Genomic DNA, 22,647 nt, shown 5'->3' on the forward strand with positions numbered 1-22,647 from the left:
CCGTTCCTCCTCAATTGCTCCGAGACAAAGAGGTTTCCGATGGTCAATCGCATGCAATTCTACATCGATGGCGCCTGGGTCGATCCCGCCGTCAAGAAGTCCACCCCCGTCGTCAATCCGGCGACCGAAGAAGCGATGTATGAAGTTGCGCTCGGCTCCAAGGCCGACCTCGACAAGGCCGTTGCCGCCGCCAAGCGCGCTTTCGTGACCTACTCGCAGACCAGCCGCGAGGAGCGCATCGCGCTGCTGGAAAAGATCATCGAGGTCTACAAGGGCCGCATGAAGGAGATCGGCGCCGCCGTCTCCGACGAGATGGGCGCGCCGCTGCCGATGGCCGAACGTCTGCAGGCCGGCGCCGGCCTCGGCCATATCGCCTCCACTTTGGAAGTCCTCAAAAACTACCACTTCGAAGAGACGGTCGGCACGGCCGTCGTCGTGCGCGAGCCGGTCGGCGTCATCGGCATGATCACGCCCTGGAACTGGCCGCTGAACCAGATCGCCTGCAAGGTCGCGCCCGCGCTCGCCGCCGGCTGCACCATGATCCTGAAGCCGTCCGAATTCACGCCGACCTCGGCGCTGATCTTCGCCGAGATCCTGCATGAAGCCGGCGTGCCGAAGGGCGTGTTCAACCTGCTCAACGGCCTCGGCCCCGAAGTCGGCGCTGCGATGGCCGAGCATCCCGACATCGACATGATCTCGTTCACCGGCTCGACCCGCGCCGGCGTCGACGTTGCCAAGCGCGCCGCGCCGACCGTCAAGCGCGTCAGCCAGGAGCTCGGCGGCAAGTCGCCGAACGTCATCCTCGAAGGCGCCGACCTCACCAAGGCGGTCACCGGCGGCGTGATGCACATGTTCAACAACTCGGGACAGTCGTGCAACGCACCGTCGCGGATGATCGTGCCGCTGTCGAAGATGAAGGAAGTCGCTGCCATTGCGAAGGGCGTCGCCGACAAGACCAAGGCCGGAGATCCCCGCGCCGAAGGCACCACCATCGGCCCGGTGGTCAACCGTGGCCAGTGGGACAAGATCCAGGCGCTGATCCAGAAGGGCATCGACGAGGGCGCCACGCTCGTTGCCGGCGGCCCCGGTCTCCCCGAGGGCGTCAACAAGGGCTTCTATGTCCGCCCGACCATCTTCGCCGACGTCACCAACGAAATGACGATCGCCCGCGAGGAAATCTTCGGACCGGTGCTGACGATCATCGGCGCCAAGGATGAAGCCGATGCGGTGAAGATCGCCAACGACACGCCCTATGGTCTAGCCGGTTACGTCTCGGGCGATACGGTGGAAAGCGCGCGTCGCGTGGCCCGCCAGATCCGCGCCGGCAACGTCAACCTGCAGGGCGTGCCGAACGACCGCACCGCGCCGTTCGGCGGCTACAAGCAGTCCGGCAACGGCCGCGAGTGGGGCAAGTACGGCCTCGAGGAATATCTCGAGGTCAAGGCGGTCGCCGGTTACAACGCCGCGTAAATCGATGCGGCGCTCGCGCCGTTCATAAAGGATGCCGGCTGCGGAACCGCGGCCGGCATTTTTTTGACCAGAATCGCCGTCAGGCTAAAACTGACGGCAATGCGCGAGCCGACATGGCGACGACGCAAAAAGAAAAGATGGAGGATGCCCGTGAAGAAGATCGTCGTTGCGCTCATCGCGCTGTTGCCGCTTGCCGGAACCGTACAGGCCCAGACCGTTAAGGATCTGCTCCAGACCCTCAGGGCGAAGTGGAACACGCCGACCGAGCCGTTCAAGATGATCGGCAACGTCTATTATGTCGGAACCAACGGCCTGGCGTCATACCTGATCACGTCGCCGCAGGGCCATATCCTGGTCGATATGGTGATGCCGGAAGCAACCTCGCAGATCAAAGCGAACATCGAAAAGCTCGGCTTCAAGCTCACCGACATCAAATATCTCGTCAACACCCACGCGCATATCGACCACACCGGCGGCCTTGCCGAAATGAAACAGGCCAGCGGCGCCCAGATGGTCGCCGGCGAAGCCGACAAGCCGCTGCTCGAAGGCGGATACTATCCGGGCGCGCAGGAGGACGACGCGCTCAAATTCCCGCCGGTGAAGGTCGACCGCACCGTGCGCGAAGGCGACAAGGTTACGGTGGGCGATGTCACGCTGACCGCCCGCGAAACGCCCGGCCACTCGCCGGGCTGCACGAGCTGGGAATTCTCCGTGAAGGACGGCGATGCGACGCGCTCGGTCCTCATCTTCTGCAGCGGCACCGTGGCGCTCAACCGCCTCGTTCCCAATCCGACTTATTCCGGGATCGTCGCCGATTACCGCAAGACGTTCGCGCGCGCCAGGGACATGAAGGTGGATGTGCTGCTCGCGCCGCATCCGGAAATGTACAAGATGGCGGAAAAGCGCGCCAAGCTCAGCGAAGGCGGACCCAATCCGTTCGTCAATCCCGGCGAGTTCAACGACTACGCGGCAACGCTGGAAAAGGCGTTCGAAGATGCGCTGGTCAAGCAGACCGCCGCCGCGCAGGAGAAGAAGGGGTGAATTGACGAAAAGGCCCTTCAGTCACGCGTATTGATCCGTCCGATGCGGATTGGAACCGCGCGCGTGGTTAATGCAGACTTGCCCGCAACCCAAAGTGGGCGTACAACTGAAGGTGATACGGAAAAATCTTGCAATTCGAATGAATTTCGCCGACCGGATCAATCAATCGTTGGTCTTCTGCCGTCACTGTCTGGCGGTCGGGTTTGCGGTTGAGCGAATGGAATGAAGAATTTTCTGCATGTCATACGAGCGGCGCTGCGCGCGGCGCGTTGGCGGAGCACCGCGGCCGATCGCCCGGTTTCCGTCGGCGTAGCCCTTGTCTTCGTCGCAATGGCGATGGCGTCCGAAGCCGCCCGCCAGTATCTCGTCATCAGCGGACCTGCAGCCTTCACTCTCTACGGCATCAATTCGATCATCGCCGCGATGGCGGTCTTTGTCGCGGTGACGTTGCTGTTCGTCTCGCAAGATCGCGCAATCGTCCTCGCCCGGCTTGCATGTCTCATCGTGCTGCTCGAATGGACAGTAATCGCGGCCAGCCGCTTGCCGTTCGAGTTCCGAAGCCTGGTGCCGGAGATGTGGACTGCGTCGGACAAGATCATCTTTGCCTGGTTGATTGTGGTGGTCTGGTGGATCGGCGCCGTTGTCGCGATTCTCCGGGGCGCCGGCGTCGGACCGTATCAGAGCCCTGTCTTCCGGGCGTTCGGGCTGTCTGTCATGGCAGGTGTGGCGGTCGTTGCCTTGCCGGCATATCCGACATTCCTCGGTGGCGATTCCACGCGGTCGTCCTACAATGTCTACGAGTGGAGCTACGCCAGGTTCTTCAAACCGCCGAATGCCGATGTCGACTTGCCTCCAGTCGATGTCGCGGCTGTCGAACTGTCGCAGCCACATCTTCTCGAAGCCGAATTGAAGAAGCTATTGCCGGAGCGCAAGGGCACGACGGATATCTATGCCATCGGCATCGCCGGCTGGTCAGCGCAGGATGTCTTCATCAAGGAGATGAACGGCGGACTGGCGGCCCTGAACAGGTCGCTCGACACGGATCGCGGTGTGATCCGGCTCGTCAATCATCGCGACACGCTGGAAACGCAGCCGGTGGCCAACCGCACGAATTTTGCCGCTGCCGTGCGTGCCGTGGCCGGGACCATGAACAAGGACGAAGACGTTCTGGTGGTGTTCATCACCTCGCATGGCGGGCCGACGGGTGTCGCACTCGAGCTCGGGGACGCGGTCACTGCTGTGCTCGGGCCGGATCAGGTCGCTTCCGTCCTCGATCGCGAGGGTATCCGCAATCGTGTCATCATCGTTTCGGCCTGCTATTCCGGCATCTTCGTCAAGGCTCTCGCGTCGCCGGATAGCATCGTGCTGACGGCGGCAGATGAGAACAGTACGTCATTCGGCTGCTCGAATGAACGCGAATGGACCTATTTCGGCGACGCCTTCTTCAATCAAAGCCTCGGCGCGGAAATATCGCTGGAAGCGGCATTCGAAAGTGCGAAGGCGAAGATTTCACAATGGGAAGCCCGCGACGATATTCCGACGTCATCGCCGCAAGGCCATTTCGGCGCCGCGATCTCCGAGAAACTTGCCGCAAGACTCAAGCGCGGCAGCAGGGTGCAGGCGCTTTCCGAAGAACGATAGTCGCAGGCACGTCATTGCCTGATCGGCATCATCCGCCCGGCGCGCCCTGCGTGTTCACATAGAGCGCGTAGATCGATTGGCTCGCGGCCATGAACAGGCGGTTGCGCTTCACGCCGCCGAAGCACAGATTGGCGCAGCGCTCGGGCAGCGCAATGCGACCGATCATGACGCCGTCGGGCGCGAACACGACCACACCGTCGAGTTCGGGATCGCCCATGCCCCAGCCGCACCAGAGATTGCCGTCGATGTCGACGCGGAAACCATCCGGCGTGCCCGGGCCGGCATCGACAAATACGCGCTTGCTGGAAAGCTTGTCGCCGGAAGGCGAGACGTCATAGGCGAGGATCTTGCGGTTGGGCACCCCGCGGGATTCGATGATGTAGAGAATCTTCTCGTCCGGCGAGAAGGCGAGCCCGTTCGGCCCCAGCACGCCCTCGGCAACGATGGTCGCCTTGCCGGTCGCGGCATCGAGACGATAGACATTGGCGTCGATCTCCGGCTCGGCCTTGTAGCCCTCGTAATTGCCGAGCAGGCCGAAAGTCGGATCGGTAAACCAGATCGAGCCGTCGGATTTCACGACGACGTCGTTGGGCGAGTTGAGCCGCTTGCCGTCGAAGGAATCGATCAGCACCGTGATCGAGCCGTCATATTCGGTGCGCGTCACGCGCCGGCCGCCATGCTCGCAGGTGACGAGCCGTCCCTGCCGGTCGCGGGTATTGCCGTTGGCGAAGTTCGACGGCTTGCGGAAGATGCTGACCGCGCCGGTCTCCTCCTCCCACTTGATGATGCGCTGGTTCGGGATGTCGCTGCACAAGAGATAGCGCCCGTCGCCGAACCACACTGGCCCTTCGGCCCAGCGCAGGCCGGTGGTCAGCCGCTCCACGGCGGACAGCTTGAGCCAATACTTCTCGAAGCGCGGATCGAGTGCACGGATGGCCGGATCGGGGTAGTAGGTCGCCGGGCGCCAGCCGGCTGAATGCGATGCTGCATCGGACATTTGCTGTTCTCGTTGGTGCGTTCCCAGAGCGTTTGGGTTAGCTATCATTACCTGCTAATGACCGCAAATCGATCGCGAGACCAAGAGGAAACAAATGCCACGCATATTGATGACCGGCGCTGCCGGCGGGATCGGCAGATCCCTGCGCAAGCTGTTGCCGCCGATCTATCCCGACCTGCTGCTGAGCGATTTGAAGGCGCCGGCCGATCTCGGCAAGGACGAGAAGTTCAAGGCAGCCGATCTCGCCGACATGGCGCAGGTCGAGGCGATCTGCGAGGGCGTCGACGGCATTCTGCATTTCGGCGGCTATTCGGTGGAAGGTCCCTGGGATTCGATCCTGCAGTCCAACATCATCGGCGGCTACAATCTGTTCGAGGCGGCGCGGAAGAAGGGCGTCAAGCGCGTGGTGTTCGCCTCGTCAAACCATGCGGTCGGCTTCTATCCGCGCCATCACCGGATCGGCACCGACGTCACCGCGCGCCCGGACAGCCGCTATGGCGTCAGCAAGGTGTTTGGCGAAGCGGTAGGCGCGCTCTATGCCGACAAGCACGGGCTCGGTGTCACCTGCATCCGGATCGGGAATTTCGGCGAAATGCCGCTGGACCATCGCCGGCTGTCGATCTGGCTGAAGCCGGAAGACCTGGTGCAGCTCTGCCGCATCGGGATCGATCATCCCGACATTCACTTCGAGATCTTCTACGGCGCCTCCTACAATGAGCGGGCGTGGTGGGACAATCATCGCGCCTATGAACTCGGCTACCGCCCGACCGGCCGCGGAGAAGATTTCCGCGAACACGCGATGGCCGAACAGGCCAAGCTGAAGCCGGACCCGGTCGGCGACTACTACCAGGGCGGCACGTTCTGCAGCATGGAGTTCGACGGCGACAAGGGCAGGATCGTGGATTGGAGCAAGCGCTAGCGCTTGCCTTCATCCCCAGCGATCCGCCCGAGATAGTCCGACTTGCTGTACTGCATGTGATCGACGCAGAGCTGCGCCAGCGCCCAGCTGTCGCGGCCCTTCAGAAGCTCGATCATCAGTTCGTGCTGGCGGCGCGACAGCGCCAGCCCTTCACGGTCGGCGAGATTCTTCGCGCGCATCGGCAGCGTCAGGTTCATGTAGTCCTGCAGCGAGCGCACCAGATAGGGGTTGCCGCAGGCCGAAAACAACGCGACGTGAAAGGCATCGTTGGCCTCGTGGATGCCGCGCAGGTCCTGCGCGTCGGCCCTGGCGCAATATTGCCGCTGCAACTCGGTCAACTGCTCGATCAGGCTGGCGGGGGCGGGCAGGGTGATCATCAGCGCCGCCTGCCGCGTCAGCATCTCGCGGACCTCATAGATCTGGCGCACCTCCTCGGCCGAATAGAACCGCACCGTGGCGCCGATATTTTTCTCGCGCAGCACGATGCCCTGGCGTTCGAGCTGGAACAGCGCCTGGCGGACGAAATGCCGGCTGGCGCCGTAGCGCTGCATCAGCGTGTCCTCGATCAGCCGCAAACCCGGCGCGAAGCGGCCGAAGATGATGTCCTCTTCCAGCCGGCGGATGACCTCCGCCTGCTCCTCCTCGCGCGTCGGCGAGGAAGTCTCCGTCAACGATTCCTGCGCCTTCATCGCGAGGCCTCCCAGCCCGACAGCCGATAGCAATCCTCGACCAGGCGCAAGGTCTGGAGGTTGTCCGGCGGCGCCGTCTCGAAGGGCGTATTGTCGCGGAGGGCGGTCACGAAATGCGCGATCGTCCGGTTATAGGAGCCCTGATACTCGACCGCGATATCGTAGGTGCGCTCGCCGGGCGATGTGCCCGAGCATGTCAGTGACGGCCCGTCGAGCCGGATCGCGCCCTTGTCGCCGAGTATCTCCAGGCGGTCGACCTGCGCGGCCGGATGCCCATGGGCGGCGAAGCTGGCAAAGACCGTGACGCCTGCGCCGCTATCGGTACGAAGCTGGATCACCGCGCCGTCTTCGCCGGCAAGGCGATCGCTGGAACGGGAGAGCTGCGCCGCAGTCACCTGCAGCGGCCCGAGCAACATGCGCAGCGTATCGAGATGATGGATCAGCACCTCCGCGACCAGCATGCGCCGTTCCCGGCGCATGAAGGGCTGCCGCTCCAGCGCCGGGCAAAGTCCGTCCGGGCCCGGCAGCACGCCCGACGTCAGAAGCGTCAATTGCGCCTGCTTGACCTTGCCGATGCGTCCCTCACGTAGCCATGCGGCCGCGTCGCGGTAATAGCCGCGGAAGCGCCAATTCTCGTGCACCATCAGCCGCGTCAAATTCGCGACTTCAGCGGCGAGCTCGGTCGCCTCCGGCAGGTTGGGCGCGAGCGGCTTCTGGCAAAGCACCGGCAGTCGCTTTGCGGCAGCGAGTCGCACCAGTGGCGCGTGCATCTCGCGGGGCGCTGCGATATCGATGGCGTCGAGTTCCGTCGCGGCGAGCATCGTCTCGGCGTCCGCGAAGGTCTGCTCGATCCCGAACTCGCTCGCGCGCCGCGCGGCATTCTCCGCGACAGGATCGGCGATCGCCACCACGCGGGCTTGATCTGATAGACTCGCCCAGGCGATGAGATGATGGCGGCTCACCATGCCGGCGCCGATGAGGCCGATACGCAACGGTTGGTTCATGGACGCGTTTCCAGTTTGGACCGGAAATCAGCACGCAAGCGTGCCATTGTCAATAATATGGCACTATGTTGGCAGGTATGACCTGCCATTCGGCATAGATTGATCGATATTGACAATAATCTGCCGGGCTCCTTAAGTGCCCATCCATGACGACAGGAAGAAAAAAATGGCCGATGGACTTCGCAAGGGACTGACGAGTTATGGCGACGCTGGCTTCTCGCTGTTCCTGCGCAAGGCCTTCATCAAGGCTATGGGCTATTCCGACGATGCGCTCAATCGGCCGATCGTCGGCATCACCAATACCTACAGCGACTACAATCCCTGTCACGGCAACGTTCCCCAGATCATCGAGGCGGTGAAGCGCGGCGTGATGCTGTCGGGCGCGATGCCGATGGTGTTCCCAACGATCTCGATCGCCGAGAGCTTTGCGTTTCCGACCTCGATGTATCTTCGCAATCTGATGGCGATGGATACCGAGGAGATGATCCGCGCCCAGCCGATGGACGCCGTGGTGGTGATCGGCGGTTGCGACAAGACCCTGCCGGCGCAGATCATGGCTGCGATCTCCGCCGATCTGCCGACGGTCGTGATTCCCGTAGGTCCCATGGTGGTCGGGCATCACAAGGGCGAGGTGCTGGGCGCCTGCACCGATTGCCGCCGACTGTGGGCGAAGTATCGCGCCGGCGAAATTGATGATGTGGAGATCGAAGACGTCAACGGACGGCTCGCGCCGTCGGTCGGCACCTGCATGGTGATGGGCACCGCCAGCACCATGGCCTGCATCACCGAGGCGCTCGGGCTGTCGCTGCCGATGAGTGCAACGATCCCGGCGCCGCATGCCGAGCGGTTTCGTTCGGCGGAAGCCAGCGGCAGGGTTGCCGCCACGATGGCCAGGGCGAAGGGACCCAAGCCCAGCGAATTGCTGACGCCGGCGTCGTTCCGCAATGCGCAGGTGGTGCTGCAGGCGATCGGCGGCTCGACCAATGGCCTGATCCACCTCACCGCGATCGCGCATCGCTCGCCGCACAAGATCGACCTCGAAACATTCGACCAGCTAGGTCGCGAGGTGCCCGTGCTCGTCGATCTGAAGCCATCAGGTGAGCATTACATGGAGCACTTCCATCATGCCGGGGGCGTGCCGAAACTAATGGCACAACTCGGTGATCTCATCGATCTCGACGCCAAGACCATCACCGGACAGACGCTGCGCGAGGTTGTGGACGGCGCGGAAGATGTGCCGGGACAGGACGCGATCCGCCCGCGTGACAATCCGATCAAGAGCGAAGGCGCGATGGCGGTGCTGCACGGCAATCTCGCGCCGCGCGGGGCCGTCATCAAGCAGTCGGCGGCGAGCCCGAAACTGCTGCAGCATACCGGCCGCGCCGTGGTGTTCGAGTCCGTCGAGGACATGACGCTGCGGGTCGACGATCCCGATCTCGACGTCAACGCCGACGACGTGCTGGTGCTGCGCAATGCCGGCCCCAAGGGTGCGCCGGGCATGCCGGAAGCCGGCTATCTGCCGATCCCGAAGAAACTCGCACGCGGCGGCACCAAGGACATGGTGCGGATATCGGATGCGCGCATGAGCGGCACGGCGTTCGGCACCATCGTACTGCATATCACGCCCGAATCCGCCGTCGGCGGACCGCTGGCGCTGGTGAAGAATGGCGACATGATCCGACTCGACGTTGCGAAGCGCAGCATCGATCTGCTGGTCGACGAAGCTGAACTGGAGAAGCGCCGCGTATCGCTTGCGCCGGCTGTCACTCCCGATTGGGCCAGGCGCGGCTACGCGCATCTGTTCAACGAGACCATCCTGCAGGCCGACGAGGGCTGCGACTTCGACTTCATGCGCGGGCAGGGGAAGGATTAGCTTTCCAAGCCGGCGTATTGAATTGTCGATAATTATTGCCGAAATGGGGCCCATTTGGCCAAATCCGGCGGATAATTTGGATGCTTTATTGACAATCTGGCGACCTCAGTGGTTTGATTGGGAAAAATCAAACCAACGGGGGAGCGCGTCATGGGGAATCCAGGGAAATCGATATTCGCAGCGATGGCCGCTGTGGCCGTCTTGTTCGCCACCAGCGCAGGNTGCGCAGGAAACCAAGCATTACCGCTTCGCGCACGATCAGCAGCTCAACTCCNGGCTACAGCATCGCCTACGACATCTTCTCGGCGAAGCTGAAAGAGCTGAGCAAGGGCACGATGCTGGTCGACCAATTTCCCGGCGCGCAGCTTGGGCAGGAGCCCCAGCTCCTGCAACTCGTGAAGGCCGGGGATCTCGATTTTGCGGTGGTGTCGTCAGCCAACACCTCGACGATCTCGCCGCAGGCCGGCGTGATGTCGCTGCACTTCCTGTTCCGTTCCGAGGAGCACAACATCAAGGCGCTCGGCGACGAGAAGGTGTTCGAAGCCGTGCGCGACATGATCGACTCTACCACGCAGGGCATTCACGCCATCGGCCTCTGCACGCAGGGCTTCCGGCACATGTACGGCAAGAAGGAAGTGCGCAAGCCCGAGGACATGAAGGGCCTGAAGGTCCGCGTCCAGGCGACCGCGACCGAGGACATGATGTTTCCGGCCTATAGCGCCCAGACGGTGCATATGCCGTTCGGCAGCGTCTACACTTCGCTGCAGACCGGCGTGGTCGATTTCGGTGAGAACGCGGTCAACGTCTACATGATCAACAAGCATTATGAGGTGGCACCGGTCCTGTCGACGACCGGGCATGAGGCGAACAATTGCGTCGTCTGGATCAGTGACAGGCTGTGGCAGGGCCTCAATGCCGACCAGCGCAAATGGGTGCTGGCCGCCGCGCGGGACGTCAGCATGCAGGAGCCAAAGCGGGCCTTCGATCTCGAGAACGCTGCCGCGACCAAGCTCGAGAAAATGGGCGTCAAGATCGTCAAGGACGTCGACAAGGCGAGCTTCCAGAAGATCGCCGATCCCTATCTCGACAAGCTCGCCAAGGATCTCGGCCCGCACGCCGACAAGATCAAGACGCTGATCCGGGCGATCAATTAGCTCCTCACGGTGAGGAGCGCGCACATGGCGCCCGTCTCGAACAACGAGGCCGAGATACGGGCCTCATCCTTCGAGACGCGGCCGAAAGGCCGCTCCTCAGGATGAGGGTTTGTCTGCCTTTCCCGCCATCACTTGGAATAAAGATGTCCATTGCCGACAAACTGGTGCTGCAGCGCCAGCATCATCTGAAGTGGCAGTCGCTAGACAGGCTCGAACTGATCCTGATGGTGATCTGCGGCATACTGTGTTTTGGATTTTCACTTTCGGTCACGGCCGATATCGTCACGCGGNACCCTCGGCAGCCCTTGGTTATGGCTGCAGGAAGCTACCTCGACGCTGTTCANTCTATGCGATCTTCATCGGCGCCGCGGTCGCTACGCGCCGCAACGATCATCTCTATCTGACGGCGGTCTCCGAGGCGATGCATGGTACGCCGCGGCTGATCGTCGAAATCCTGATCCGCGTCGTGGTGCTCGCGGTGGCGGGGGTTCTGATCTACTACGGCTACATCAATTATCTCCGTGGCTTCGGCAGTTTCCGGCTGCCGTCGAACACGCCGATCGCCTCGCTCTATGCCGCGATCCCGTTGTCCGGTGCGCTGATCGCGCTGTTCACCATCGAGCAGCTGGTCAACGGAATCCGCAACGGCTTCGACCATCCCGAGCCGCTTGAAGACGCCGGTGACATTCCGCCCGTCGAAACCAGATTCCAGAACAGGGGGCAGCCGTGAGCCCGCCCGTCATTCTCGGCCTGATGACGTTCTGCTTCCTGTTCTTCGGCTATCTCGGCGTGCCCGTGCCGTTCTCGCTGATGGCTGGCGTCTTCGTCGGCGCGCTGCTTGCCGACGTCTCGCTCGCCGCGATCATGCAGAAGATTTTTGACGGCGTGGATTCCGAAGCGCTGCTGGCGATCCCGTTCTTCCTGCTCGTCGGCGAACTCATGAGCTCGGCCAACGTGGTGGTGCGAATAGCGAACCTGTCGCTGTCGCTGGTCGGGCATATCAGGGGCGGGCTGTCGCAGGTCGTGGTCGTGTTTTCGATGTTCTTCTCGGAAATGTCGGGATCGACCACCGCCGACGTCGCGGTGATGACACGGGCGCTGGGCGGGCCCATGAAGAAGGAGGGCTACAGCCCCGCCTTCATTGCCGCGATCATCGCCGCCGCGTCCACCATCGCGGCGCTGGTGCCGCCGAGTATTACAGCCGTCGTCTATGGCGCGGTCGGCAACGTCTCGATTGCCGGGCTGTTCATGGCCGGCGTCGTGCCCGGGCTGATGATCGGCTTCGGCCTGATGATCTATTGTTTCTTCTTCGGGCCGACGGGGATGCAAAGGCCGCGCGCGCCGCTACGGCAGATCGTGTTCGCGGCGGGCGATGCGGCCCTGCCGCTGATGATCCCCGTCATCCTGCTCGGCGGCATCCTGACCGGCGCCTTCACGCCGACAGAGGCTGGCGTGGTCGCCGTGATCTGGATCATTGCCGTCGTGATCCCCGCGCTCAATCGCGGGCACTTCATGAAGATCCCCTATGATTTCTGCCTCGCCGGGCTCATCTTCTCGCTGCCGCTGATCACGATCGGCGCCGCCAACGCCTTCGGCTGGATGCTGGCCTATTTGCGCGGCGCCTCCGTGATCGCCGACTGGATCATCTCGATCGCCGGCAACGATCCGCATCTGATCATGCTGCTCCTGGTGCTGCTATTCACCGTGGTCGGCGATTTCATCGAGCCGGTGCCGACCATCATCATCTTCATGCCGCTGGTGAACACGCTGACGCAAGCCGGTGACATCAACGCCGTCCACATGGGCGTCGTCCTGATCGCGACGCTGGCATTCGGACTGATCACGCCTCCTTACGGGCTGGTGCTGCTGATGGCGTCGAAATTCGTCGGGGTTCCGTTCTCAAAAGCCTTACGCGCGGCGCTGCCGATCTACGTGGTGTTCCTCGTAACCATCACCTTCACGATCTATTTCCCGAAGGTCGTGCTGTGGCTGCCGAAGCAGGTGATTCCGGAATCGGTCGGCTGCTTCAAGTCGCCGTCGGGGTCGGGGTATATCTGCCCGAATTGATGGTGCGCGCCCATCCATCGGTCGTCATGCCCCGCGAAGGCGGGGCATCCAGTACGCCGAGGCATTGATTTTTGAAGCGAGAGGGCGCGGCGTACTGTCATCATCCGCTGTCGCGGATGATGACAGCTGGGTGGGCGGCATCAGCGCGCCGCTACTTCCCCTTGCTGGTGAACTTCTTCACGGCAACACGAAAATCTTCGGTCAGCATGGCGTCGATGATGTTCGCTTCCTCGGCATCGAGCTGCTGCTTTACCGGCGACACCGCGGCCCGATAGACCAGCGGTTTGGTGCCCGCGATGGCCGCGGGCGGGTTCTGCGCCAGCCGTTCGGCGAATTTGCGCGTTTGCGCTTTCAACTCTGCCGCCGGTACGACGCGGGCGACCAGGCCCCATTCATAGGCCTGCTGCGCGGTAAAACTGTCCTCGGCCAGAAAGATCTGCAGCGCGCGGCGGGTTCCTACGGTGCCGACCATGCCGACCGTGCTGCCGCCGTCAGGCGAGACGCCGATCTTGGCGTAGGCCGGCGTGAAGCGGGCGTCGTCGGCGGCGATGCAGAGGTCGGTGACGAAGGCGAGCCCCATGCCGGCGCCGGCGGCGGAGCCGTTGACGCTGGAGAGAACGATCTTGGGCATCCGCCGGAGTGTCTCGATGAAGGCGTGATAATGTTTCAGCAATTCCCCGACCACGGGCGCCACCGTATCGTTGGCGGCGGCGGCGCCGATGGTCTGCAGATCGCCGCCTGCCGAGAAGGCGCGGCCTTCGCCCTCGATCACCAGCACCCGGACATTGGCGTTGGCCTCGACCTCGGCGCCGAGCTGCTCGAGCTTTTGCGCGATCGAGAGATTGATCGAGTTGAAGGCTGCGGGCCGGTTGAGCGTGATCGTGGCAATCGGGCCTTCGATCCTGAGCAGGGCAGGGGCGGCGGTATCATCGGAGGTTGACATGGCAAGGCCTCGGGGGCGCGAGGATGGGCCGGGCATTTAAATACTGAAGGCAGGAGGTGACAATCCCCGAGATGGACCGGCAAAAATGCGGCAAAGGCCGCCCTCAGGGCCGCCGACGCCCTTGCGTCCGTTCGTGCCATGAGGTCAGATAGCGCCTGTCATCGTCCGGGACGGACACGAGCGCTGTTCCCAAGGGACGAGACAGGCAAGCCAAAATCACTGGAGAGGAGACGACATGGGTCATTCCCGTGTGCTCGAACGTAGGATGTCCCCATGACGGCAGGAGCAGTTGTCATCATTGGCGCCGGCCACGCCGGCTATCAGCTCGCAGCCTCGCTGCGCCAGCACGGCTTTTCCGAACGCATCGCGCTCGTGAACGATGAAGGCCATCTGCCATACCAGCGGCCGCCGCTGTCCAAGGCCTATCTGAAAGGAACCGGGGGGCCCGACAGCCTGATGTTCCGGCCGGAAAAGTTTTATCATGACCAGAACATCGAGCTGATCTCCGATCGCGCGGTATCGATCGACCGCGCGGCGCGCAAGGTGGCGCTCGGCTCCGGCGCATCGCTGGATTACGGCCATCTGGTGCTGGCGACCGGCGCCCGCAATCGGCTGCTCGATATCCCCAACGCCAATCTCGACAGCGTGCGCTATTTGCGGACTCTCGACGAGAGCCAGTCCCTGCGCGACTACATCACGGCCGGCCAGCGCGTCGTTGTCATCGGCGCCGGCTTTATCGGGCTGGAGTTCGCGGCGACGGCGCGGGCCAAGGGGCTCGAAGTCGACGTCGTCGAACTTGCTCCGCGCGTGATGGCGCGCGCGGTGACGGCCGAAATCTCGCAGTTCTTCCAATCGCGGCATACCGCGGCCGGCATTCGCATTCATCTCGGCGTGCAGGTCACCAGCATCGAGAGCGACGGCCACAAGGTCACCGGCGTCAGCCTCAGCGATGGCCGGCACCTGAAGGCCGACCTGATCGTGGTCGGCGTCGGCGTGCTGCCCAATGTCGAACTGGCGGCGCAGGCCGGCCTGCCGGTCGGGTCGGGCATCATCGTCAACGAGCATCTGCTCACCGCCGATCCCAATATTTCGGCGATCGGTGATTGCGCGCTCTATGAAAGCCCGCGCTTCGGCGGTTCGTTGCGGCTGGAGTCGGTGCAGAACGCCACCGACCACGCGCGCTGCGTCGCTGCCCGGCTGACCGGCGATGCCAAGCCCTATGATGGCGTGCCATGGTTCTGGAGCGATCAGGGTCCCGACAAGCTGCAGATGGTAGGACTGACCACCGGCTATGATCGGGTGGTGGTGCGCGGCGATCGCGCAGCCGGGGCGTTCTCCGCCTTTTGCTACAGCGACGGGCGACTCGTCGGCATCGAATCCGTCAATCGCGCGGGCGATCACATGTTCGGACGACGTCTGTTTGCCGCAGGCGGCTCGATCACGCCGGAGCAGGCGGCGGACACCGGCTTCGACCTGAAGAGTGCGCTGACTTAAGCCGGACTTGTAGGGTGGGCAAAGCGAAGCGTGCCCACCATTCCTGCGAAGCGCTTGATGGTGGGCACGGCGCAAACGCGCCTTTGCCCACCCTACGAGGTCAGGCGTGCTCTGCGAGTAGCTCTGCCACCTCCGCCGCCGTCGGCATCGACGGCGCGGCACCCATTCGCTGCACGCAGATCGAGGCGGCGGCATTGGCGTAGGCGAGCGCGTCGCGGATCGCCGTTCCATTGGCGAGCTGCGCGGCGAGGGCGCCGACGAAGCAATCGCCGGCGCCGGTGGTATCCACCGCCTTCACGGCGCGTCCCGCAATCAGCGAAGGCTCGCCGCCGATCAACGCCAGCACGCCGCGCTTGCCCAGCGTGACGCAGATGATGGTGTCCGGGCCGGTTGGCAGGCGTCGCGCGGCTTCAACGAAGCGGGCAGGCTCGTCGGTATCGTGAAGCGCGGTCTGCGCAAGAAGCCCAAGTTCGGTTTCATTGAGAATGAGGATATCGACGAGTTCGAGCAGCCCGGGAGGGCAGGCGAGCGCCGGCGCCGGATTGAGGATCGTGGTCGCCCCGGCCGCGCGCGCCCGTTGGAAGAAGGCGCTGATCGTCGCTTGTGGAATTTCGAACTGGCTCACCGCGACGTCGCCCTTGGCAAGCACGGGGGCGGCGGCGTCCTCGGCGCTGACCAGCGCGTTGGCGCCGGGCACGACGACGATGGTGTTGTCGGCGTCGGCGATGGTGATCACGGCCGTCCCGGTATGGACGTCCGCGGTGTCCTGGACCAGGGCGAGGTCGACGCCTTGCGCAGCGAGGAACGTCCGCAATTGCTGGCCGAATGCATCCACGCCCAGCCGGCCGATCAGCGTCGATGGTGCACCGAGTTTGGCGGCGGCCACCGCCTGGTTGGCGCCCTTGCCGCCTGGAAAATAATGCACGGCTTTGCCGGCGACGGTCTCGCCGACCTTCGGATGCCGGTCGGCGGTCGCCACCACATCCATGTTGATGCTGCCGGCAACGAACACGCGTCCCAAATTGCTTCTCACGGATTGCCTAGTCCCAAAATTCTTTCTTGCGCCCGATCTGGAATTCCTGCTTGACCGCATCGATATCGGCAAGTGTCGGCAATCCAGCCTCGTTGCCGAGGCGCTGGATCTTATAGGTCGAGGCGGCGCGCGCAAACTCGAAATGCTCGTGCCAGCCTTTCGAGGGATTGTTGAGATACGAGAACACGTAAGCGCCATGAAACACGTCGCCGGCGCCGTTGGTATCGATCACGCGCTCGGCCGCGATCGGCAGCGCCGGCAGCTTGCGCACAGCACCGGTCTCGTCATACCAGAGCAGGCCTTGCTCTCCCATGGTGACGCCGCCGACCCTGCAGCCGCGGCCCTTGAGATAATCCAGCATGCCGTCCGGCGTCTTGTCCATCTGCTCGCACAGCCGCTCGGCGACGATGGCGACATCGATGAATTCCAAGAGCTCATGGGTGTTGGTGCGCAATCCGCCGCCGTCGAGCGAGGTCAGGATGCCGTCCTCGCGGCAGAGCTTTGCATAATGGATTGCGGCGTCGGGCTGATGGCCGTCGACATGCAGCGCGCGGCAGCCCTTCAGGTTCAGCATCGGGAAGGGATGGATGTGCTCGTCGTCGCGGCAGCGCACGATGGCGCGCTTGCCGTCCTTCGGCATGATGAACGACAGTGACGAGGAATTGACCTTGCGCGGATGGATCGAGATTCCATACTTCGCGCTCATGTCCTGAAACATGCGGCCGAGCCAGTCGTTCGCTACGGTGGCGATCAGGTCGGGCACGATGCCGAGCTTGGCGCAGCAGAACGCCGCTGTGACGGCATTGCCGCCAAAGGACACGGCGTAGGCGGAGGCCACATGTTTTTCGTCGCCGGTCGGCATGTGGTCGGTGATGAAGGTAACGTCGATATAGGTCTGTCCGATGAAGAGAGCCTGCATTCGTTTTCCGTCATGAGCTGAGGGGTGGTCCCGGCCCGGCGTACACACATTAGCACCGGTTATCGGATGCATTCGCTGAAATTATTCGCAACCCTGCCGTCTTTGCAGCTTGAGATGGGAGTATGAGGAGAATACGACCGTCCTTAGGAGCTCGAGCATAGTGCGGTATAACGGCTGACCGCTGCCCGGGTTTCCCGGCTGGCATACAAAAGTGGGGGGAATGATGACCGTTTATTCCGGTCCAGTGTTCGATATGGCGGTTAACCAGTTTGGCGTCATCGCCAACCATCTCGAAATCCCGATGGACGAACGCGGCCGCATTCTGATGCCGAAGCGGGCCATTACTGTCTCCTGTCCGATTCACCGCGACGACGGCACGGTCGCGGTGTTCGAAGGCTATCGGGTGCAGCATCATCTCACCCTCGGCCCGACCAAAGGGGGCACGCGATTCGCGCCCTCGGTCGATATCGGCGAGGTCGCAGCACTGGCGATCTGGATGAGCTGGAAATGCGCGCTGGTCGGGCTGCCCTATGGCGGCGCCAAGGGCGGCGTCAATGTCGATCTCTCCACCATCTCCAAGCGCGAACTGGAAGCGCTGTCGCGGCGCTACATGCAGGAGATGATTCCCTTCGTCGGCCCGCACACCGACGTGATGGCGCCTGACATGGGCACCAACGAGCAGGTGATGGCCTGGTTCATGGACACCTATTCGATGTACCAGGGCCAGACCGTGACCGAGATCGTCACCGGCAAGCCGGTCGCGTCGGGCGGCACGCTCGGCCGGCGCGAGGCAACCGGGCGCGGCGTTGCCTATCTCGCCAAGCGCGTGCTGAAGGAGCTGTCGATCAATCCGGGAACGGCCACCGCGGTGATCCAGGGCTTTGGCAATGTCGGCTCCTATGCTGCGCTGGAGCTGCAACAATATGGCCTGAAGATCATCGCCGTCAGCGATCACACCGGCGCGCTGCATGATCCGGCCGGCCTCGATATCCCCGCGCTGATGCGGCATGCGTCCGCGCATGGCAGCATCGCCGGCTTCTCCAATCAGCTCACGTTCGATCCCGGGGCAATCCTGACGCTGCCCTGCGACGTGCTGGTGCCAGCGGCGATGGAGCGCGTGATCGATGCCAAGGTCGCGGAAAATCTGAAGTGCCGTGTGCTGGCGGAGGGCGCCAACGGTCCGACCACGCCGGAAGCCGACCTGGTGCTGGAGAAGCGCCAGGACGAAGTATTCCTGATCCCCGATATTCTCTGCAACTCCGGCGGCGTGGTGGTCAGCTATTTCGAATGGGTGCAGGACCTGCAGCAATTGTTCTGGGAGGAAGAGGAAGTGACGCGGCGCGAATACGCCATCCTCGATCGCGCCTTCGACACCATGCTGGCGCGCGCCAAGGCGGACAAGATTCCACATCGTACCGCGGCCATGGCGATCGGCGTGGAGAAGGTCCGCGCCGCCAAGAACACGCGAGGCTTGTTCCCATGATCACCGGCCTCGATCACGTTGTCATTGTCACCAGCGACATCAATGCGGCCAGCACGGCCTACCAGACCTTGTTTGCCCGCGCGCCGGCCTGGCAGTACAGGGGCGGTGGTGCCGATCGCGTCCTGTTCACGCTCGACAACACGACGCTGGAATTGGTGGCGCCGAGCGGCGAGGGAGCCGATGCGGACCGCATTCGCGCGGTACTGGCCGCACAAGGCGAGGGCCTCGCAAGCATCTGCTTCCGGACCAATGACATTGCCAGGATGCATCGCAGGCTCGATCGGCTGGCGCTGCAGCCGGAGCCCGTCGCCGAGGTCGAAAGCCGCGACGCGATATCCGGTGAGACGCTGTCATGGAAGCGCACCCGGACCGCAACCGAAGCCACGCGTGGCGTCCGCCTGTTCTTCCTCGAGCGCGACAAGGAGCGTCCGCTGTCGGTGCGAAGCGCCTCTGGAGCGATCACGGCGATGGACCATGTCGTGGTCTCGACGTCGGATCCCGAACGGGCCGCCGCCCTCTATGGCGCGCGGCTCGGCCTCGACATGGCGCTCGACCGCTCCCACCCCGATTGGGGCCGGCTGATGTTCTTCCGCTGCGGCGACCTCATCGTCGAGGTCTCGCACCGGCCGGGCAAGCACGCCGACACGACCCAGGACAAGCTCGGCGGAATCTGCTGGCGCGTCGCCGACATCGACGCCACCCATGCGCGGCTGGTTGAGGCCGGCGTCGATGTCTCGGAAGTCCGCACTGGTCGCAAGCCGGGAACGCGGGTCATGACGGTGAGGAAGGGCACTTGCGGCGTTCCCACGCTGCTGGTGCAGCCATCGGCGGGGAAGGACGCGTGAGGCTTACCCTCCCCTGGAGGGGGAGGGTCGACGCGCGTGCAACGCGCGGCGGGGTGGGGTGATCTCTCAACTCGGGCACTGTTCGAGTGGAGAGACCGTCACCCCACCCCGTCTCACCTTTCGCTGCGCTCAATGTGAGCCGACCCTCCCCCTCAAGGGGAGGGTGAAGGAAACGCGGCACGATTCATTCTCAAACTGCCCCCTGCATGCTACAGCTTGCTCTGCACCACCATCGGGCGACTGATTTGGCAAAGGCAAAACGCGTTCAGAAATGGCAGCGGGACCCGGAGGGGATGCGGATTCGCATTCTCGAGGCCGCCAAGCAGGAATTCGCCGCTCATGGCCTCGCCGGCGCGCGGGTCGATCGCATCGCGGCCAATGCCGGCGCCAACAAGCGCATGCTGTACTACCACGTCGGCAACAAGGAAGACCTCTATCTCACGGTGCTCGAAGGCGCCTATGAGAAGATCCGTTCCGAAGAACGTGAGCTCGATCTCGAACATCTCGATCCGCCCGAGGCGATCGAGCGGCTGATCGACTTCACCTGGAACTACTTCCTCCGCAATCCGGAATTCCTGGCGCTGCTCAACACCGAAAACCTCGTCAAAGCGCGCCATCTGAAGCGCTCGACCAAGGTCAAATCGATGCACTCGCCATTCGTCGAGATGATCCGCACCGTGGTGACGCGCGGCGTCGAAAGCGGCGATTTCCGCGTCGCCGTCGATCCAGTGCAGCTCTACATCTCGATTGCGGCGCTGTGCTTCTTCTATCTCTCCAACAGCGCCACGCTGTCGGTGATCTTCGGCCGCGACCTCCTGAAAAAGGAGGCGAGGGACGAGCGGCTGGCGCACATGGTGTCGCTGGTGCTGGCGGCGCTGACCGGAAAATCGACCGCGGATTTCGGCAAGGCCGCAGGCCAGGGCGCTCGCGCGCCGGCACATCAGCCGGTGTGACTCTTGTCGTCCCTGCGGGCGCAGGGACCATGCGCCGCGGCCCTCGATTCGAGGCGGTAGTCCTTGATCCTGCTGTAACAATTAGCGTCGGGGGTTATGGGTTCCTGCTTTCGCAGAAGCGACGGCGGAAGCGCAAATTGCCGCACGAAAACCCGCTTGCCAGTATTTATCCAACGAGTTAATTTCCCGCCCGAAAAGAAGATCGACAGGGAGGGGGATGTGGCCGAGCTGAAGCCCGAGAGTGGCTTGTCGAAAGCGCTGAATGCGGCGTGGGTGCGGCCGTTCTTGTTCCTGCTGTTCATCGTGGTGATGTGGGACGTCACCATCCGCCTGTTCCAGATCCCGGCCTATCAGATCCCGGCGCCCGGCGACGTCGTGGCGGTGCTGCGGACCGAATGGCCGGAACTGCTGCGGCAGTCCTGGCCCACCACCTACGCCACCATCTGCGGCTTTCTGTTGTCGGCCGTGTTCGGCATTCCCGTCGCCATGCTGATCGCGGGATCGAAGACGGTCGAAAGCTATATCTATCCGCTGCTGGTATTCTCGCAGTCGGTGCCGAAGATCGCGATCGCGCCGCTGTTCGTGGTCTGGTTCGGTTTCGGTATCATCCCGAAAGTGATCTCGGCGTTCCTGCTCGGGTTTTTCCCGGTGGTCGTTTCAGCCGTGCAGGGCTTCAAGTCGGTCGACCCTGACATGGTCGATCTCGCGCGCGCCATGCAGGGCAGCCGCTTCCGCGTATTTTGCGCCGTCAACCTGCCGCACGCGATGCCGGCGATCTTCTCCGGACTGAAAGTCTCGATCACGCTCGCGGTGGTCGGCGCCGTGGTCGGCGAGTTCGTCGGCTCCAATTCCGGCATCGGCTATGTGATGCAGCGCTCGATCGGAACGTTCGATCTGCCGACGATGTTCGCCGCGCTGGTGATCCTGGCGCTGCTCGGCGTGGTGCTGTTCTGGATCGTCGACCGCATCGAACGGCTCGTAATTCCCTGGCATGTCAGTCAGCGCGACGACATCATTTTTGCTTCCTAAGCCAACAAGCGCCACCCGCCCAAGGGTCGCAACAACACGAACGGGAGGATGACCATGATACGAGTGATAGCCGCGGTTTCGGCCGCGCTGATCTGGACCGCGCTTTCGGTGCTTCCGGCATCGGCCGCCGACAAGGTCGTGCTGATGCTGAACTGGTATGTCTATGGCGAGCACGCGCCGTTCTATTACGGCAAGGCCAAGGGCATCTATGCCGCCGAGGGCATCGACCTCGAGATCCAGGAAGGCCGCGGCTCGGCGGCGACCACGCAGGCCGTTGCGGCCAAGACCGCCAATTTCGGCTATGTCGACGTGCCCACCATGATGCGCGCGGCCGTGAAGGGCGCGCCGATCGTCGCCACCGGCGTATTGCTGCAGACCAGCCCAATGTCGGCAATGGGCTTTGTCGAAAAGAACATCAAGAAGCCCGAGGACATCAAGGGCAAGACGGTGGCGATCACGCCGGCCGACTCGATGACGCAGATCTGGCCGCTGTTTTTGAAGAAGACCGGCCTGAAGGAAAGCGATTTCCAGACAGTCGCCGGCGACGGCCAGACCAAGCTGAACGCCGTCATCAACGGCCAGGCTGACCTTCTGCTCGGCTACGTCATGGACCAGTCGATGAAGATCAAGGACGCGACCGGCAAGGACGTCAACGCGATCAAGTTCGCCGACTACGGTATCAACATGGTCTGCTCGGGCGTCGTCGCCAACACCGAGTTCGTCAAGGCCAATGCCGATCTGGTCAAGCGCTTCATGTCGGCGACGACCAAGGCGGTCGAAGCCGCCGAGAAGGACGCCAAGGGCGCGGCGCAGTCGATCCTCGACGCCAATCCGAAGGGTGGCAAGATCGAGACGCTGACGCAGGGCTTTGAACTGACGATCCCGCTCTACCGCACGGCCGAAACCAAGAACAAGCGGCCGTTCCAGGTGACCGACCAGAACATGACCGACACGGTCAACCTGATGGTCGAGTATGGCGGGTTGGATGCCAAGGCCAAGGACAATCCGAAGGCGTTTTATACCAACGACTACCTGCCGCAGGGCGGCTCGTGAGCGGATACTCCGGAAGAAGTCCCGTCATTGCGAGCGCAGC

At 63.2% G+C, this 22,647-nt stretch carries 20 protein-coding genes and 3 pseudogenes; 15 read left to right on the plus strand and 8 right to left on the minus strand.

The window, feature by feature from the left end; translation table 11 throughout:
• The first annotated feature begins 39 nt into the window (after positions 1–39).
• Positions 40–1,470, plus strand: a complete 1,431-nt coding sequence (locus tag CQ14_RS19130; protein WP_057859369.1) for an aldehyde dehydrogenase family protein — start codon at positions 40–42, stop codon at positions 1,468–1,470.
• Here the strand turns inward: CQ14_RS19130 and CQ14_RS43695 are convergent.
• Complete coding sequence (locus tag CQ14_RS43695; RefSeq protein ID WP_156435137.1) at positions 1,455–1,646, minus strand: hypothetical protein; 192 nt, start codon at positions 1,644–1,646, stop codon at positions 1,455–1,457. The genes CQ14_RS19130 and CQ14_RS43695 overlap by 16 nt on opposite strands.
• Here CQ14_RS43695 and bla point away from each other — a divergent pair.
• Complete coding sequence (gene bla / locus CQ14_RS19135; protein WP_057859428.1) at positions 1,621–2,511, plus strand: subclass B3 metallo-beta-lactamase; 891 nt, start codon at positions 1,621–1,623, stop codon at positions 2,509–2,511. The two genes, CQ14_RS43695 and bla, sit on opposite strands and share 26 nt — an antisense overlap.
• A gap of 222 nt (positions 2,512–2,733) precedes the next feature.
• On the plus strand, positions 2,734–4,152 hold the full coding sequence (locus CQ14_RS19140; RefSeq protein WP_057859370.1) for a C13 family peptidase: 1,419 nt from the start codon (positions 2,734–2,736) through the stop codon (positions 4,150–4,152).
• Between the two features lie 28 nt (positions 4,153–4,180).
• Here the strand turns inward: CQ14_RS19140 and CQ14_RS19145 are convergent, their stop codons facing one another.
• Positions 4,181–5,149, minus strand: coding sequence for an SMP-30/gluconolactonase/LRE family protein (locus CQ14_RS19145; protein WP_057859371.1), 969 nt, complete (start codon positions 5,147–5,149; stop codon positions 4,181–4,183).
• A gap of 94 nt (positions 5,150–5,243) precedes the next feature.
• Here CQ14_RS19145 and CQ14_RS19150 point away from each other — a divergent pair, with 94 nt between their 5' ends.
• Complete coding sequence (locus CQ14_RS19150) at positions 5,244–6,068, plus strand: NAD-dependent epimerase/dehydratase family protein (RefSeq protein WP_057859372.1); 825 nt, start codon at positions 5,244–5,246, stop codon at positions 6,066–6,068.
• On the opposite strand, the gene CQ14_RS19155 is transcribed toward CQ14_RS19150, so the two are convergent.
• Both CQ14_RS19155 and CQ14_RS19160 read right to left on the minus strand, forming a co-directional pair.
• On the minus strand, positions 6,065–6,757 hold the full coding sequence (locus tag CQ14_RS19155) for a GntR family transcriptional regulator (RefSeq protein WP_057859373.1): 693 nt from the start codon (positions 6,755–6,757) through the stop codon (positions 6,065–6,067). The two genes, CQ14_RS19150 and CQ14_RS19155, sit on opposite strands and share 4 nt — an antisense overlap.
• Positions 6,754–7,761, minus strand: a complete 1,008-nt coding sequence (locus tag CQ14_RS19160) for a Gfo/Idh/MocA family protein (protein ID WP_057859374.1) — start codon at positions 7,759–7,761, stop codon at positions 6,754–6,756. The genes CQ14_RS19155 and CQ14_RS19160 overlap by 4 nt, the downstream gene beginning before the upstream one ends.
• A gap of 166 nt (positions 7,762–7,927) precedes the next feature.
• On the opposite strand from CQ14_RS19160, the gene CQ14_RS19165 reads away from it, so the two are divergent.
• On the plus strand, positions 7,928–9,634 hold the full coding sequence (locus tag CQ14_RS19165; RefSeq protein WP_057859375.1) for an IlvD/Edd family dehydratase: 1,707 nt from the start codon (positions 7,928–7,930) through the stop codon (positions 9,632–9,634).
• 32 nt (positions 9,635–9,666) lie between these two features.
• On the opposite strand, the gene CQ14_RS45300 is transcribed toward CQ14_RS19165, so the two are convergent.
• Positions 9,667–9,855 (minus strand): hypothetical protein (locus tag CQ14_RS45300; protein WP_210183164.1); only part of this gene is annotated, 189 nt, incomplete at its 5' end.
• Positions 9,856–9,909: 54 nt separating this feature from the next.
• Between CQ14_RS45300 and CQ14_RS19170 the strand changes: the two are divergent.
• The 4 genes and pseudogenes from CQ14_RS19170 to CQ14_RS19180 all read left to right on the plus strand — a co-directional run.
• Positions 9,910–10,788, plus strand: a pseudogene (locus tag CQ14_RS19170) (TRAP transporter substrate-binding protein); the annotation flags it as partial.
• A gap of 143 nt (positions 10,789–10,931) precedes the next feature.
• Positions 10,932–11,078: pseudogene (locus tag CQ14_RS46460) on the plus strand (TRAP transporter small permease); the annotation flags it as partial.
• Between the two features lie 54 nt (positions 11,079–11,132).
• A pseudogene (locus CQ14_RS19175) lies at positions 11,133–11,518 on the plus strand (TRAP transporter small permease); the annotation flags it as partial.
• A complete protein-coding gene (locus CQ14_RS19180) occupies positions 11,515–12,855 on the plus strand; it encodes a TRAP transporter large permease (RefSeq protein ID WP_057859376.1) in 1,341 nt (446 codons plus the stop codon). The pseudogene CQ14_RS19175 and the gene CQ14_RS19180, both read left to right, overlap by 4 nt.
• A gap of 151 nt (positions 12,856–13,006) precedes the next feature.
• Here CQ14_RS19180 and CQ14_RS19185 read toward each other — a convergent pair whose 3' ends face one another.
• Positions 13,007–13,834, minus strand: a complete 828-nt coding sequence (locus CQ14_RS19185; RefSeq protein WP_057859377.1) for an enoyl-CoA hydratase/isomerase family protein — start codon at positions 13,832–13,834, stop codon at positions 13,007–13,009.
• A gap of 237 nt (positions 13,835–14,071) precedes the next feature.
• Here CQ14_RS19185 and CQ14_RS19190 point away from each other — a divergent pair, with 237 nt between their 5' ends.
• Positions 14,072–15,292, plus strand: coding sequence for an NAD(P)/FAD-dependent oxidoreductase (locus CQ14_RS19190; protein WP_057859378.1), 1,221 nt, complete (start codon positions 14,072–14,074; stop codon positions 15,290–15,292).
• A 100-nt stretch (positions 15,293–15,392) separates the two neighbouring features.
• Here the strand turns inward: CQ14_RS19190 and CQ14_RS19195 are convergent, their stop codons facing one another.
• Both CQ14_RS19195 and CQ14_RS19200 read right to left on the minus strand, forming a co-directional pair.
• Complete coding sequence (locus CQ14_RS19195; RefSeq protein WP_057859379.1) at positions 15,393–16,313, minus strand: ribokinase; 921 nt, start codon at positions 16,311–16,313, stop codon at positions 15,393–15,395.
• A 19-nt stretch (positions 16,314–16,332) separates the two neighbouring features.
• Positions 16,333–17,244 (minus strand): sugar kinase, encoded by a 912-nt coding sequence (locus CQ14_RS19200; RefSeq protein WP_057859380.1) that lies wholly within the window; start codon positions 17,242–17,244, stop codon positions 16,333–16,335.
• Positions 17,245–17,467: 223 nt separating this feature from the next.
• Here CQ14_RS19200 and CQ14_RS19205 point away from each other — a divergent pair, with 223 nt between their 5' ends.
• From CQ14_RS19205 to CQ14_RS19225, 5 genes are all read left to right on the plus strand, one after another.
• Complete coding sequence (locus CQ14_RS19205; RefSeq protein ID WP_057859381.1) at positions 17,468–18,727, plus strand: Glu/Leu/Phe/Val family dehydrogenase; 1,260 nt, start codon at positions 17,468–17,470, stop codon at positions 18,725–18,727.
• Entirely contained in the window at positions 18,724–19,572 is an 849-nt protein-coding gene (locus CQ14_RS19210; RefSeq protein ID WP_057859382.1) for a VOC family protein, read from the plus strand. Before CQ14_RS19205 ends, CQ14_RS19210 begins: the two co-directional genes overlap by 4 nt.
• A gap of 293 nt (positions 19,573–19,865) precedes the next feature.
• Positions 19,866–20,525: a TetR/AcrR family transcriptional regulator gene (locus CQ14_RS19215; protein WP_057859383.1), complete on the plus strand. Its 660-nt coding sequence runs from the start codon at positions 19,866–19,868 to the stop codon at positions 20,523–20,525.
• Between the two features lie 219 nt (positions 20,526–20,744).
• Positions 20,745–21,554 carry an ABC transporter permease gene (locus tag CQ14_RS19220; RefSeq protein ID WP_057859384.1) on the plus strand — a complete coding sequence of 270 codons (810 nt, stop codon included), beginning with the start codon at positions 20,745–20,747 and terminating at the stop codon, positions 21,552–21,554.
• Positions 21,555–21,608: 54 nt separating this feature from the next.
• A complete protein-coding gene (locus tag CQ14_RS19225; protein WP_057859429.1) occupies positions 21,609–22,607 on the plus strand; it encodes an ABC transporter substrate-binding protein in 999 nt (332 codons plus the stop codon).
• The last annotated feature ends 40 nt before the right edge of the window (positions 22,608–22,647 follow it).

It is taken from the genome of Bradyrhizobium lablabi (assembly GCF_001440475.1).
GTDB lineage: Bacteria > Pseudomonadota > Alphaproteobacteria > Rhizobiales > Xanthobacteraceae > Bradyrhizobium > Bradyrhizobium lablabi.

Bases quoted from the DNA above. Each gene is read 5' to 3' on its own strand.
- CQ14_RS19130 (WP_057859369.1), top strand. From the start codon at position 40: ATGGTCAATCGCATGCAATTCTACATCGATGGCGCCTGGGTCGATCCC.
- CQ14_RS43695 (WP_156435137.1), bottom strand. From the start codon at position 1,646: ATGAGCGCAACGACGATCTTCTTCACGGGCATCCTCCATCTTTTCTTT.
- CQ14_RS19140 (WP_057859370.1), top strand. From the start codon at position 2,734: ATGAAGAATTTTCTGCATGTCATACGAGCGGCGCTGCGCGCGGCGCGT.
- CQ14_RS19145 (WP_057859371.1), bottom strand. From the start codon at position 5,149: ATGTCCGATGCAGCATCGCATTCAGCCGGCTGGCGCCCGGCGACCTAC.
- CQ14_RS19150 (WP_057859372.1), top strand. From the start codon at position 5,244: ATGCCACGCATATTGATGACCGGCGCTGCCGGCGGGATCGGCAGATCC.
- CQ14_RS19155 (WP_057859373.1), bottom strand. From the start codon at position 6,757: ATGAAGGCGCAGGAATCGTTGACGGAGACTTCCTCGCCGACGCGCGAG.
- CQ14_RS19160 (WP_057859374.1), bottom strand. From the start codon at position 7,761: ATGAACCAACCGTTGCGTATCGGCCTCATCGGCGCCGGCATGGTGAGC.
- CQ14_RS19165 (WP_057859375.1), top strand. From the start codon at position 7,928: ATGGCCGATGGACTTCGCAAGGGACTGACGAGTTATGGCGACGCTGGC.
- CQ14_RS19185 (WP_057859377.1), bottom strand. From the start codon at position 13,834: ATGCCCGGCCCATCCTCGCGCCCCCGAGGCCTTGCCATGTCAACCTCC.
- CQ14_RS19190 (WP_057859378.1), top strand. From the start codon at position 14,072: ATGACGGCAGGAGCAGTTGTCATCATTGGCGCCGGCCACGCCGGCTAT.
- CQ14_RS19200 (WP_057859380.1), bottom strand. From the start codon at position 17,244: ATGCAGGCTCTCTTCATCGGACAGACCTATATCGACGTTACCTTCATC.
- CQ14_RS19205 (WP_057859381.1), top strand. From the start codon at position 17,468: ATGACCGTTTATTCCGGTCCAGTGTTCGATATGGCGGTTAACCAGTTT.
- CQ14_RS19210 (WP_057859382.1), top strand. From the start codon at position 18,724: ATGATCACCGGCCTCGATCACGTTGTCATTGTCACCAGCGACATCAAT.
- CQ14_RS19215 (WP_057859383.1), top strand. From the start codon at position 19,866: ATGCGGATTCGCATTCTCGAGGCCGCCAAGCAGGAATTCGCCGCTCAT.
- CQ14_RS19225 (WP_057859429.1), top strand. From the start codon at position 21,609: ATGATACGAGTGATAGCCGCGGTTTCGGCCGCGCTGATCTGGACCGCG.